The following is a 12,803-nucleotide window of genomic DNA, read 5'->3' as shown; positions in this document are numbered from 1 at the left end:
TCCGGGCGAACGCCATCGCCCGGCTGTTCGGGGAGGAGTGAGCCGTGAGACAATACCATCTCGGCGTCGTCCTCGAGGTCATCAACAGGTTTTCGGGCCCGATGCTCGAGGCGCACCGGCAGATCAGGGCGATGGAAGACCAGACGAAAGGGCTCGTCGAGGTTTCCCGCCGCGTGCAGAACGTAGGCAAGGGGATGGCGCTCGCGGGCGCCGCCATCGTCGGCGCGTTCGCGCTGCCGACGAACGCCGCCATGAAGTTCGAGGGCGAGCTGGCGACCCTCAAGTCGATCAGCGGCGCGACGGCCGAGGAATTCGTCAAGCTCCAGCGCGAGGCCAAGCAGCTCGGCGTGGACACCCGGTTTGATCCGACCGAGGCCGTCCAGGCGATGCAGGAGCTGGCGTCCGCCGGGCAGAACACCCAGCAGATCCTCGGGTCGATCCGGCCCACGCTGCTGCTCGCCGAGGCGGGCAACCTCCGGCTCGGCGAGGCCGCCGCTGCCGTCTCCGGTGTTCTCAACAGCTTCCGGCTCGACGTGTCGAAGACCGCGCATGTCGTGGACGTGATGGCGGCGTCCGGAAACATCAGCGCCTTCAAGATCGGCGAACTGGGCCCCGCCATCGGCGCGGCCGGTGCGGCGGCCTATTCGGCGAACCAGTCCCTGGAAGAGACCATCGCCGTCATGGCCTCGCTCCGGAACGCGGGGGTTTCCGCGATGGAATCCGGAACGGCCGTGAGGTCGGCCCTGAACGCCCTCATGAGCCCCTCCGACGAGGCCCGCAAGCTCATCGCCATGCTCGGCATCCAGACCCGCGACGCCTCCGGGAAGATGCTCCCCATGACCCAGGTGTTCGAGAACATCAGCGGCGCGCTCTCGCGGTTCCCCGCTGCCCAGGCCGACGTGTTCAAGGCGAAGATCATGGGCGGGAGCGAGGGGCTCCGCGTCTTCAACTCGGTGATGAACACCGGCATCGGCGAGGTCCGGCGCATGCGCGAGACCATGATCGAGGCGAATGGCGTCGGCGAGCAGTTCGCGAAGAACAACCGGAACACGCTCTCCGGCTCGCTCACCTTCCTGAAAGGAAGCGTGTCGACGCTCGGCATCGAGATCGGCGAGCAGCTCGTCCCGGCGGTAACGAGGGCACTCGACATCTTCACGTCCGGCGTCAACCGGATTCTGGGCTTCGCCCGGGATCACGCCACGCTGACGAAGATCATCGTCTTCTCGACCCTGGCCTTCGGCGGGCTGCTCCTCGTCGCGGGATCAATCCTGTTCACGCTTGGCACGCTCGGCGTCATGATTCCGGCCGTGGCTTCCGGCTGGGCCGCCCTGAATGCCGCCCTCCTGGTGGCGAAGACGGGCCTGGTGTCCGTTCTCGCCCCGCTCTGGGGCCTGGCGGCGGCGGCCTGGGCGGCGATGGCTCCGCTGATTCCCTTCATCGCCGCCGCCGGGGCGCTCGCCTGGGCGGGCCATGTGATCTGGAAAAACTGGGCGCAGATCCGGGGCGAGTTCCGCCTCCTGTTCGACTGGATGGCCGAGGCGGGTCCGAAGATACTCGACACGTTCATCGATGGGTTTCTCGGAGCGGCCGGACGGCTCAAGGACGCAGCCGGCAAAGTGTTCGGGGCGCTGCGCGAATACCTGCCGTTCTCGGACGCGAAGGTGGGGCCCCTCTCGGACCTCACCCTGTCGGGGATGCGCTTCGCCGAAACGTTCGGCGGCGGCATCGAGGACGGCGAGGGGGCGCTCTCGATGAAGGTCGAGAAGACACTCAAGGTCGCCATGCCTGACGCCGCCGGTGCCCGCAGGGGAGCCGCCGGGCGCGGGGAAGGATCCGGGCAGCCCTCGCGCGGCGGCATCGTCCTGAACAGCCCCGTCTTCAACCTGTCGGGAGGTTCCACGAAGTCCCAGGCGATGGAGTTCCTCTCGGTGCTGGACCGCGTGTCCAGGGGGCTGGCATGAGCGGGCGCGTGGCGGTGGCGAACGGCGGCGTGACCCTGGACGGGGTCCCGGTGCCGGGCCGGTACCAGTACTTCTCGGTGGACCGGGACATCGTCATCGACGAGTTCCAGGTCCCCGGCATCGAGGGCTCGATCCGGAAACCGGTCTCCATCGGCGATGCGCGGGCGACGCTCGAACTCCTCCTGCTCGACGAATCGGACTCTGGCGGCGAGACGCCGGAGGAGCAGCTGGCCGGTCTCGACCGGCTCTTTTCCGGAAAGACCGGCGACGGCACCCCGAAGGTGTTCCGCCTTTATGCCCCGCACGCCAAGGCCCGCCGCCTCGGCGAGGTGCTGTTCTCGAAGCTCCGGTCCGAGGACGGCGCTGCCGAGGACTCGATCCGCGCCGTGCTGGAGTTCGAGCAGTTCCGCCCGATGAAGGCCCAGCTCGCCCGCGCCGCCGCGATCATGGAGGGCCGCCGCGCCGCCCTGCCGCCGGCGCTGGAGTTCATGGGCTCGAAGATTTCCACGTCCGGCCAGCCGCCCGATGCCGCCGGCATGCCGCCCAGGCCGGACACGCGCGACCCGGCGCAGATTCCGCCGCTCTCGGGGGGGACCAACTGATGGAACCGTCGGTCGAAGCGGGCCGGCCAGCGGTCAGTTTCAGGATCGGCGGGTCCGACCTCACGCGCCGGCTCGTGCGGCTCACCGTCATCCGGTCGTCGCTGGGCGGAGAGTATGCCGCGCTCGAGGTCGAGAACTCGGACGGTCGTGTCGCCCCGCTGCTGCGGGACCGCGCCCCCGCCAGGCTCGACTGGTTCCGTCCGGGCGAACCGGCACGGGCGCTTTTCGGCGGGTTCGTGGACTCCCATGATCTGGACGAGACCGCCCATGTCATCCTGAAGCCGGGCTCGCCGGTCTTCTGGCGCGACGGGTTCGCCCATGCCAGGAGTTCGGGGGACATCCGGCAGACGCTCTCCGGGATCTGGCAGGATGCCAAGGTCCACCACCTGCCCGGTCCCGCCGCAGGCTGGTCGATCGCGTTCGGCGACCACACCCGCGATGCCGCCCTCGACTCCCTCCTCCATGCGGCGGCCTTCTCGGCGCCGCGCGCCGACTGGCAGGTCACCCGATGGTTCGATACCGGCGGCATACTGCACATCGGCGACCCGATGCTGGCGCCGTCCGCGCCGCAGGTCCGGATCGCCTACGGGACCAACATCATCGCCCGCCGTCACACGGGCGAAGGAATCTTCGAGGCCGAGTGCCCGGCTGCCTTCGGCATCGAGATCGGCCAGCGGGTGCGGGTGGAGGATCCGGTATCCGGCGTCTCCGCGGACGGCCGTGTCCTGATGGCGATCGACACCTGGGACGCCCGCCGGGCGAGAACCGACCTCGCCATGAGGTTCATGCAGTGAGCACCGGTCCGCTCATCGCGGCCGGAAAGCTGCTGGAGACGGTCCGCCGTCTCGTCGAGAAGGCCATGCCGGACCTCTCCCACTACATGCGGTTCCCGGTCGAGGGCGTCGTCACGAAGCTCCACCAGGGTCCGTCCGCCTACGGGGTGGATGTGCAGCTCATGGACCGCAGGGGACGGCTCACGGATCAGGTGATCACGGGACTCGAGCTGGACCCGCTCGTGGGCCGCGACGGCGCGGGAATCTTCGCGCTGCCGGCGGTGGGCACCGCCGTGCGCGTGGCCTTCCTCTATGGCGATCCGAACCGTCCGTATCTGGACGGCCGGACGACCCATTCCCGCATGAAGCGGCTCGCGCAGCCCGGCGCTGCCGCCGGGGAGATCGTCTTCGTGAACGGTGCGGCCCGCGTCGTCCTGCGGCAGGGGATTGCGGAGATCATGGCTCCGCTGATCCAGCTCATGGGGCGCGTGCAGCTGGTGGCTCCCGTGGGGGGCCCCGCGGGGATGGAACTCGCCCCGGGACATGCGATCGACCTCAAGCCGGGCGGAATCACCGAGATTCTCGCCACGCTGCTGACGGTCACCAGCCCGCAGACGGCCATCAACGGGCTGGTGGATCTGGGCGGCCCGGCCGGAAGGCCCGTCGCCCGGCACGGCGACCTCGTGGACGTCAGCGGGCTCCGGGATTCCATGGGCGGTGCGGTCACGGTGTTGGGCCAGCCGCCGTCGGTGATCGCCACGGCCGTGAAGACGAGGGCGGAATAGTCATGGGCACCGCCGGCGGGAAAGACCTGCTTCTGGACGATCCGATGACCGACCTGGAAACCGACGCGGGCGGAACGTTCGTCGAGGGCTCCGGGTCCGAGGTGCTCGTGCAGGACCTCGCGATCCGCCTCCGGGCAGAGCTGGGCTCCATCTTCTTCGACCGCTCCGCCGGGATCCAGTGGAGCCGGTACTACGGCGCCGAATACCAGCCCGGCATGGAGGAGGAACTCCGGCTGGACCTCGAGGACCAGGTGAACGCGGACCCGCGCATCGATCCGGCCTACACAGGGGCCGAGGTCGTGAAGGACGGCCCCTCGTTCCGGTGCCGCGTCTCGTTCGGCTGGTACGACGAGGACGAACTCCGTCGGTCGAGCCTCCTCATCGTGGCCGACCCGGACCGGTTCCAGGTCACCATAGATCGGACCCGCCGCGAGGCGGGCTTCGGACGTGACGAGGGGATTGCCGATGGCTGACATTCCGAAGCTGATGACCCGCGACGAAATCCGCGACGAGGTGATGACGATCGCCCGGCAGAAGCTGCCCGAAGACACGAACCTGAACTCGCCGGGCCTGACGCGCTGGTGGCTGGAAACGCTGATCGAGGGGGCGTTCTGGCTGCACCGGTTCTGCTGGGCGGTGATCCAGATGGTGTTCGCCGCCACGGCGCAGGGCGGCTGGCTGGACCTGCACGGGCAGGACGTGAACCGCCCGCGCAAAGGCGCGCTGGTAGCCGAAGGCGTCGTCACGTTCGTCCGCGAGGGGACCGACGGCAACACGGCGATTCCGTCAGGCACCCAGGTCGGCACAAAGACCGATTCGCAGGGACGAAGATACCTTTATGAGACGGCAGCCGAGGCCGTGATCCCTGACGGCGAGACGTCGGCGGACGCGCCGGTCCGCGCCCTCGGGACAGGCTCCGGATACAACGCCGGAACCGGACGGATCACGGAGATTGTCACCCCGGTTCCGGGCGTCGATAGCGTCACGAACGGCGAGAACTGGCTCACCGCCGAGGGCGCCGACGAAGAGGACCACGAGCCCTACCGCACCCGGATTCTCGGCGTCTGGCAGTCGCTGGCGTCGGGCACCACCGCCGAAGCCTACCGGCAGGCGGCGCTGGCCGTGCCCGGAGTCGTCTCCGCCTTCGTTGACGCGCAGCACCCGAGGGGGCACGGAACGGTCGACGTGTACGTGGTGAGTTCGGCCGGCATTCCGACCGAGGGGCTGATCGAAGCCGTCACGGAGGCGCTCCAGGCGATCCGGCCGGTGAACGACGATCTGCTGGTTCTGGGCCCGGCCGCCGTGCCGGTGGACGGCGAGGCCCAGCTGGTGGCGTTGCCGGGCCGCGCCTATGCCGGTCTCGCCGCCGAGGCGGAAACGGTCCTGGACGCCTTCTTCGAGCTGAACGGCTCGCTGGAACCCCTGCTCCGGCCGCAGGAGGTCGGGGAGGATTTCGTCCGCGCCCGTCTGGCGATGGAGCTGCTCCGGCGGTTCCCGCTGAAAGATGTGGTGTTCGCCGCGCCGTCCGCGAACGTCACGCTTGCGCCCGGCGAACTGGCCGTACGCGGAGAGTGGACCCTCACGGTCACGGAGGCTTCGCAGCCGTGACCGTCATCGAGTATTTCCGCGACTGGCTGAACGTGCCGTGGCTGTGGGACGCCGGGAAGAAAATCCACGGCCTGTGGGAGACGCTCACCGAAACGCTCCAGAAGCGGCAGGACGAGCTGGAGCTGGCCCGGACGCTCCGGTTCCCCCGGTTCTCGGAAGGCGAGGCACTCCGGCGCCACGGCCGCGCCCGGGCGATCGATCCCGCGACCGGCGAAACGGAGGACCATTACCGGGCCCGGGTCATCGCGGCGCACGCCACCTGGCGGTCGGCGGGCACCGACCCCGGCATGGTGGCCGCGCTCGTGCTGCTCGGGTTCCCCCGCGTGGAGATCCTCGAGGACCGGTCGGAGACCTATTACGACGGAACGTGGGTCCACGACGGAATGATCGATTTCGGCTGGCTCGCCTGGGCACTGTTCGACGTGGTGATCTATCTGAATTCGGAAGACCAGATCCCGGACGTTCACGCCTGGCGGCGCCTCCTGAACCAGGTCCGCCTCGTGAAACCGGCAAGGTCAAGGCCCTACCGGTTCCTGTTCTATCTTTACGATCCGGACGGCGATCACACCTACTACGCGACCGTGTTCGCTTCCGAGACCGGGCACCCCTACCGCTACGACGGCGCGGACTACAACGGCGGCCAGCTGCTCCACGGCGGGGCGGCGGAATACGGCGGCGTCTGGGGGCTGCCATCGGACCTGTGGGAATGACCGCGACGGTCCCGCAAACCGGAACCGCCCCCGCGTAAGGTCAGGAGCGGAGGCCACTCCGGACCGTCATGGGCGTATTCGCAGATCCAGCACCGGCAGACCGCTATGCAGCCTTCGAGGCGGACGTCCCGAAGATCGAGACCTCTGATCTCGTACAGGGCGGTGACGAGACCGCGCCGTCCAACAAGACCGGGCGGGGCCTGAACCGCCGCGTCACGGCGGTCGCCCAGCAGCTGTCGGACCTGATCGGTGCCGACGTGCGCGATTCCTCGGTGAGGGCCCATGCCCGCAAGGCCGCCGAACTCTACCGCCTCTTCGGAAACCGGATGTTCGCCGGGTCGGATGTCACTTCACCGGCGCCGAACACCGTCCGGCTGCCCTCCTCCTGCCGGATCCTCGTGAACGGCTACTGGTACGAACCGTCCGCCGACCGCGACAAGAGCGACCTTCCGGAGTCGAACTCCGGCGGGCTGTATCTGCACTTCAGCGGCTTCGACCCTGAAACGAACCGGCCAGTGTTCGAGCTCGTCACGGCCGGTGCCGACGGAGTCGCCGAATTCGCATGGACGAACGGCGTCCGGTCGGTGGCAGACCCGACGAGGTTTTTCCTGTGCAACTGGGCGACGAACGGCATCGGAACCGTCACCGTGACGTTCCCGGCGAAACCGCTCGCGGATTCCGACCTGGCCCTGCCGGTCGGCATGCCCGTGCCCTGGATCCGGAAGGGGTCCGCCGACGCGCTGCCCTCGAACTGGATCGCCCTCACGGGCGGCACCGTAAGCCAGCCTCGCTCGCCCTTCCACGGGCTTGCGGTCCCGGACCTGACGAACCGGTTCGTCCGGGGCGCGGCGGCGTCGGCCGAAGTCGCCTCGACGCCGTCCGGCGGCTCCGATACGCACAGCCACACGACCGGCACGAACCCGACCACCGCCTCGCCAGGAAACGAAGTCATCGAAAACAACACCTCGGTGGTCGGCGGCGGCGCCATCAACAACCACCTGACGGCGCACACGCACTCTGTGTCCACGGCGAACCATGTTCCAGCCTACCGGGGCTTCCAGTACGCCATGAGGATCTACTGATGTTCTATCCGCAGGAACTCGACGCCGGGGGCTCGCTGCAGTCGCCTACCCGCGACGGAGGCCGCCGTGCGCCGATCGACGCTCCGGAAATCTTCGTCCGGTGGAAGCATCTCGTGGCGGTGCTCGTGGGGTCGTTCGCGGTGAACTGGGCGGCGACGATGGCCTACATCGAGCTGCGCGTGCGGCCCGTCGAGCAGGCGATGGGAGATGCCGTGGCGGAGCTGAAGGAAACGCGCCATGCGCTGGTGGCGCTCGCCACCCAGCTCGCCGTGCTCACCGAACGCGGCGGGCGAAACGGAGGTGGCAGGTGATCCAGTGGAAGGAGCAGCGGTTCGCCCTCCAGGCCGGCCAGCTGGCGGTGCTCCGGCAGCCGCAGGCCGAGGATGTCCGGATCCAGATCTACGGCGAGGGTGCTGGCCTCGATGATTTCAGCGGCGCGGTCATCGCGGTCGAAGGGTGCGACACCGACCCTGGCCAGCCGCTGCCGTCGGACCCGGCCGAGCAGCTCTTCGCCAGCGAGGGGGCCCTGAACCAGGACACCTCCACATCGGTCTGGGAGCCGATGGAGGACCAGGAGGGCGAGATCACGATGGGCGCCGGCCGCCGCACACTCCAGATCGACTCGGTGCCCCAGCGCCTCAGGCTGCGCGAGACGGGCTCGCTCGGCTCGGGACACACGGTCTACGGCCGGTTCCTGTACGGGATCCGGGTCGCCTGAACGGAGAGACGAGATGCAGATTACGAGACTACCCGGGGCCCTACGAAACTGGCGGGATCCCGTCGCGACGGTCCCGGACCTGCCGGATGCCGGCAACCGCGAGGGCGACATCCGCGTCGTGCTCACTGGCCCCGGCGACGGCGCGCCGGTCATCCGCATCTGGAAGGGCGGAGTCTGGACCGTCCCGGCCGGCGAGAGCGCGCTCCAGTGGCTCACCGGGAGCGGCGCTCCCGGAAACGAGACCGGCTCCGATGGACAGTTCTACGTCGACACCGCCTCGCCCGGCCTCGATTTCTACGTCAAGTCGGGCGGCGAGTGGGCCTTCAGCGGCCAGCTTCGCGGCCCGGCCGGCGAGCCGGTCGGCGAGGGCGGCGCGGACACCGGCCAGCTCATGGGCTTCGACGAGGGCGTCCTCGGCGACGCCACCTCAGAGGGCGAGCCGCTCCCGGACACGGTGACGGCCGAAATCCTCCCTTACGAGATCGAGTTTTTCGAGGGCAGCTACGAGGGTGCGCCGCCGCCTGAGCTCGGGAATCCGGGCTCCCTCGCCCGCGATACCGCCGCCGGAGACGGGCAGAACGCGATCTGGTACCGGCACGGCCGCACCGGCTGGGAGCTTCTCGGCGTCACCGCCGGCGGAGCGATCCTCGACACGGATGGGCCTCCTGACAACGGCACGGGCGAGGACATGGACCTCGCCGTCGATGCCGCCGCCGGGAAGGCATATATCAAGGACAGCGGGAGCTGGAGCGAGGTCTACGACATCGGCACACAGCTCGGCGTGGCGATGGCGAGCCTGAGGTTCGCGCTCTATTCCGGCGCGACGGCCCGCGAGGCGGCACGCCTGGAAGACATCCAGGCGCTCGATGGCGACGCCGGTACCGACGGCTTCAGCGTCGGCTGGTATGACCACTCGGACCCGCAGGTCGCGGTGGTGTTCACGGCTGGGTCACCGACGGCCGAGACCGCCCTCGGACTCCGGCGCTGGCGGGCGGCTATCCGCCGCGACGGCAAGGACGGCTCCACGCGCATCTCGACCTACGCGGTTCAGCTCCCTGACGGCCCGGCGCTGGTCATGCTTGACCGAACGCAGTCGGGCGCGGAGTTGGCTGCATTCGTTGGTCCTCTGCTCGGAACACCCGGCCCATTTCTTCCGATGGCACCAGTTTCAGGTGCAGCCTTTCACGAAGGCATGTGGAAGCGTGTGCTGTCAGTGGACTCTGACGGCTGGCCGGTGCTGGGGCCCACGTCCGGCGCGTCGGCCGGGATCGTAGAGCTGGTGTTCGATTCCGGCGCGACTCCGGATGGCTCCACGGTCTTCAGCGACTGGGAGTCCATGATGGAGTTCCTCATGGACGCCATTGCAGAGGGCGCGCCGGGCGCCCGTATCCGGTGCCGGAGTAATATCTCCGTCCCTGTCGGCGGCGTGCCGTTCGGCGAACTCCAGATATGGCCGGTCGAGGGCATTGAGTTCGTGAATGCGCGCAACAGCTACTCGACGGGGGGCAACGCCAGCCCCATCGTCATCACGCTGGAAATTACCGAGGAGGAGTCGGTGGAGACCGCCAGGGCGATACTGGCCGGTACCCCCCGGTTCAGCGGGGGTCCATTTGAGGTCGAAGGTCTCTCCGGCGAGGACGCGCAGCTCCTCATTACCGGTACTGCTGGAGGTAATCCTGAGACCGGCTCACGGCTCGTCCTGGATGATGTCGCCATATCCAACGGTGCCGGAGCGGGTGTCATCGGCGGTCTGATCACCACCGCCGGTACCGTGGTGATCGGCCGTGGGCGGACCGTTTTGGGTCCGGGCAGCTTCCATCACGACGACGGGTTGGCGCCGCTCGTCCTGCTGGACGGCCAGTCGGTTCTGGCCGATGATGCTGTCGTGGGGATCGATGACGATTCCCAGGGTCTCACAGTGGTTCACCTCACCCAGGAGACACGCGCGAGCACGGTGCACGCGGGTTACAGCGGGACGGTCTCGGCGCTGACGCCGGACCGGCTCGGAGACAGTATGGATGATCCAGAAGGGGCTCCGGCGGCCTACATCCGGCTCGACCTGTCGAGCGGGAAGCTGAGGGTCAGCGACGGCGCGGGCGGCTGGGAAACCGTGACGCTCGACACCTGAGCGAGTGACGGAGGAAAAGCGCATGGGAATCTTAACTCGAAAGAACGGACCAAAAGGCCGCGCTTCGCGGCCCGGCCTCCGCGAACGGCTGGCCGCCAGGCGGAAGGCCTCCCCGGGTCCGCCCACGGCCAGGCCACGGGCGCGCCGGCAGGCCAAGCCTGGCGAGCCGCTGACGGCCGGGGAACGAGTCCGCCGGGCGGGCATCCTGGGCGGCTGTCGGCCGCAGGAGAGTTCGTCACAGCAGGCGCCACTGTCGCGGCCCCCATTCCCGGGAGACCTTACCCCCTCATCGCCGGTTTCAGTCCGGCCCGGACCCTACGACCGAATCATCCGGATGCTCCGCGACCCGGCCTACCGGAAGGCGGTGAAGGCCGAACTGGAGCAGAAGCGCGAGGCGGTGCGATCGAGGCAGGCCGCCCGGCTCGCGCGGGCGAAGGCCCGCAAGACCGCCGCCGCGCCGGCCTGATCCATCAAAAGAACACCGTTGTGTTGTGAAGTGCCCCGGCCGAGCCAGCGATCCTGGCGGAGCCGGCCCCAGCAAAAACTGAAACCCGCGCCGTCCCTGACCCTCAAAAAGTGAAACGAATCGACTCAAAAAGTGAAACCCGCCGGAAAGGCGTTTATGACAACTTTTCGCGCCGGTTTATGACACGCGCTTACAGCTTGAGCAGAAATGGGGACCGGTCTGGCTGTTCAAGGTGGAGTAAGGCCTCCTACCTACTCCCGCATTCCCTTCAGTTCGCCGCCATCGAAATCCAGATAGATGAGCTTGTTGAGTTGCGGGATGTAGGTCCAGGTCTCGGTGCCGGGCAGGGCGCCCGGTATGCGCTCGTGCGGGACGCCGAGCGTGAGCAGCACGTGTTCGGTCTTCATGCCTGGCCGGAGCTGGCGGGAGACAATCTGCCCGCGGAGTTCGGGCGGGAGCCGGTTGAAGTCGTCCAGTTCCGTGCGGGTAAAAACGAGCCGGTACTGGAGCCCCTCGGCCAGCGGGATGATGCATTCGGTCCGGTCCCGGTCGAGCCGGGCCTCCAGGTAAACGACGCCCGGCGCTTCCTTGTACCGGACCACGTTGCTGATGGTGGCCGTCTCGCCGGCGTCGATCTTGCGCTCCACGGTGGCCGGGCCCGGCCCGCCGCGGGCCGTGAACGTCTGGAACAGGGAGTAGCGGGGTGGCGGTTCCAGGCACTGGAGGCGCAGGCCGCGCGGCATCTCGGAATAGTAGTTGAGGAGCGAGGGCCTCAGCGACGTTACAGTCTGGCCGCGGTATTTCTCGTACTCGTCGAGCTCCACCGCCGGGCGGCCCTTGGCGCCGCAGGCGGAGAGGGCGAGTGGCAGCAGGAAGAACGCGGCCAGAACGTGTCCACGACGGACCAAACGGCAGGTATCAGGTTGGCGGCCCACGTCCCGTTATGTATACGATGGTTTCCGGCGGGTCCAACAGGGCCTTCCGGCAGGGGAACGGGAGTTTCGGGTGGCTGGAATCGGCGTTATCTCCAATCCCAACTCGCGCATGAACCGGCGGCGTCCGGTGATCTGCGAGGAGCTGAAGCTCGTCCTGGGGCCCCACGGGGTCGTTCGCGAGACGAACACGCTCGGCGAGATCGAGGGCGTTGTCCGTGAACTGGTGGACCGCGATATCGAAATCCTCGCCCTGAATGGCGGGGACGGCACGCTGCACCATACCCTGACACGCGCCATTCCCATCTACCAGGCGGCGGGGAAACCACTGCCGCTGGTGGTGCTTCTCTGCGGCGGCACCATGAACACGATCAGCCGTTCGTTCCGGGGAATGACCGGTTCACCGGCGTCGATCCTCGACCGCGTGGTGTCGAAGTTCCGCAAGCAGGACCGGTTCGCCATCGTCGAGCGGCACACGCTGGAGATCAACGGCCAGGAACATTGCTTCATCTTTGGGCTGGGGCTCGCGGCCTCGTTCCTGAAGCTCTACTACGAGGGCGAAACCACGGGCCCGATGAAGGCGGTCTATGTGCTGGGGCGGGCGGTGCTCTCCACGCTGCGGTGGGGGCCCTACGCCCGGCGAATCTTCGCCCGCGTCCGGGCGCGGGTGGTGGGCGACGAGAACCCTTCGCCCTACGAGAACTACACCGTCATCATGGCCTCCACGGTGTCGGAAATCGGCCTCGGCTTCAGCCCGCTGGGGCGCACGCTGGCGGTGCCGGGCAAGGCACAGATCATCGCGGCGGCGATCAATCCGCTCAACATTGTCGCGCAGCTCCCGGCGATCTACTTCGGCACGAAGATCAAGGGCGCGGTCTATGACGAGCTGGTGCGGACCTTCACCATTGACCTGAAGGATGACGGTTACGACTTCATGCTGGACGGCGAGGTAAAGCCCGCTCCGCGCCATATCACCGTTCGGGTGGGGCCGCTCATCCAGTTCATCAAGTACTGATCCCCGCCGCGGGGACAAAAGGG

General features: G+C 68.2%; 14 protein-coding genes. 13 read left to right on the top strand and 1 reads right to left on the bottom strand.

Going from position 1 to position 12,803, the window contains the following annotated elements:
- Positions 1-44 precede the first annotated feature (44 nt).
- From KIT79_12600 to KIT79_12545, 12 genes are all read left to right on the top strand, one after another.
- Positions 45-1,961, top strand: a complete 1,917-nt coding sequence (locus KIT79_12600) for a phage tail tape measure protein (protein MCW5830141.1) — start codon at positions 45-47, stop codon at positions 1,959-1,961.
- Positions 1,962-1,969: 8 nt separating this feature from the next.
- A complete protein-coding gene (locus KIT79_12595) occupies positions 1,970-2,563 on the top strand; it encodes a hypothetical protein (GenBank protein ID MCW5830140.1) in 594 nt (197 codons plus the stop codon).
- Positions 2,563-3,357, top strand: coding sequence for a hypothetical protein (locus KIT79_12590; protein MCW5830139.1), 795 nt, complete (start codon positions 2,563-2,565; stop codon positions 3,355-3,357). The genes KIT79_12595 and KIT79_12590 overlap by 1 nt, the downstream gene beginning before the upstream one ends.
- Entirely contained in the window at positions 3,354-4,121 is a 768-nt protein-coding gene (locus KIT79_12585) for a hypothetical protein (protein MCW5830138.1), read from the top strand. The genes KIT79_12590 and KIT79_12585 overlap by 4 nt, the downstream gene beginning before the upstream one ends.
- A 2-nt stretch (positions 4,122-4,123) precedes the next feature.
- Positions 4,124-4,594 carry a hypothetical protein gene (locus tag KIT79_12580; protein MCW5830137.1) on the top strand — a complete coding sequence of 157 codons (471 nt, stop codon included), beginning with the start codon at positions 4,124-4,126 and terminating at the stop codon, positions 4,592-4,594.
- On the top strand, positions 4,587-5,729 hold the full coding sequence (locus KIT79_12575; protein MCW5830136.1) for a baseplate J/gp47 family protein: 1,143 nt from the start codon (positions 4,587-4,589) through the stop codon (positions 5,727-5,729). Before KIT79_12580 ends, KIT79_12575 begins: the two co-directional genes overlap by 8 nt.
- Positions 5,726-6,439: a hypothetical protein gene (locus KIT79_12570; protein ID MCW5830135.1), complete on the top strand. Its 714-nt coding sequence runs from the start codon at positions 5,726-5,728 to the stop codon at positions 6,437-6,439. Before KIT79_12575 ends, KIT79_12570 begins: the two co-directional genes overlap by 4 nt.
- A 68-nt stretch (positions 6,440-6,507) precedes the next feature.
- Positions 6,508-7,521, top strand: a complete 1,014-nt coding sequence (locus tag KIT79_12565; GenBank protein ID MCW5830134.1) for a hypothetical protein — start codon at positions 6,508-6,510, stop codon at positions 7,519-7,521.
- The gene (locus tag KIT79_12560; protein ID MCW5830133.1) at positions 7,521-7,832 is read left to right on the top strand and encodes a hypothetical protein; all 312 of its coding nucleotides are present in this window, start codon (positions 7,521-7,523) and stop codon (positions 7,830-7,832) included. Before KIT79_12565 ends, KIT79_12560 begins: the two co-directional genes overlap by 1 nt.
- Positions 7,829-8,239 (top strand): hypothetical protein, encoded by a 411-nt coding sequence (locus KIT79_12555; GenBank protein ID MCW5830132.1) that lies wholly within the window; start codon positions 7,829-7,831, stop codon positions 8,237-8,239. The genes KIT79_12560 and KIT79_12555 overlap by 4 nt, the downstream gene beginning before the upstream one ends.
- A gap of 13 nt (positions 8,240-8,252) precedes the next feature.
- Positions 8,253-10,367, top strand: coding sequence for a hypothetical protein (locus tag KIT79_12550; protein MCW5830131.1), 2,115 nt, complete (start codon positions 8,253-8,255; stop codon positions 10,365-10,367).
- 22 nt (positions 10,368-10,389) lie between these two features.
- Complete coding sequence (locus KIT79_12545) at positions 10,390-10,833, top strand: hypothetical protein (GenBank protein ID MCW5830130.1); 444 nt, start codon at positions 10,390-10,392, stop codon at positions 10,831-10,833.
- Positions 10,834-11,084: 251 nt separating this feature from the next.
- On the opposite strand, the gene KIT79_12540 is transcribed toward KIT79_12545, so the two are convergent.
- Positions 11,085-11,768 carry a hypothetical protein gene (locus KIT79_12540; protein MCW5830129.1) on the bottom strand — a complete coding sequence of 228 codons (684 nt, stop codon included), beginning with the start codon at positions 11,766-11,768 and terminating at the stop codon, positions 11,085-11,087.
- 70 nt (positions 11,769-11,838) lie between these two features.
- Here KIT79_12540 and KIT79_12535 point away from each other — a divergent pair, with 70 nt between their 5' ends.
- Positions 11,839-12,780 carry a hypothetical protein gene (locus KIT79_12535; protein ID MCW5830128.1) on the top strand — a complete coding sequence of 314 codons (942 nt, stop codon included), beginning with the start codon at positions 11,839-11,841 and terminating at the stop codon, positions 12,778-12,780.
- The last annotated feature ends 23 nt before the right edge of the window (positions 12,781-12,803 follow it).

It is taken from the genome of Deltaproteobacteria bacterium (assembly GCA_026129095.1).
GTDB lineage: Bacteria > JAGRBM01 > JAGRBM01 > JAGRBM01 > JAHCIT01 > JAHCIT01.
Note: the sequence above shows the minus strand (reverse complement) of the source record. Positions and strands in the feature narration are given on the sequence as shown.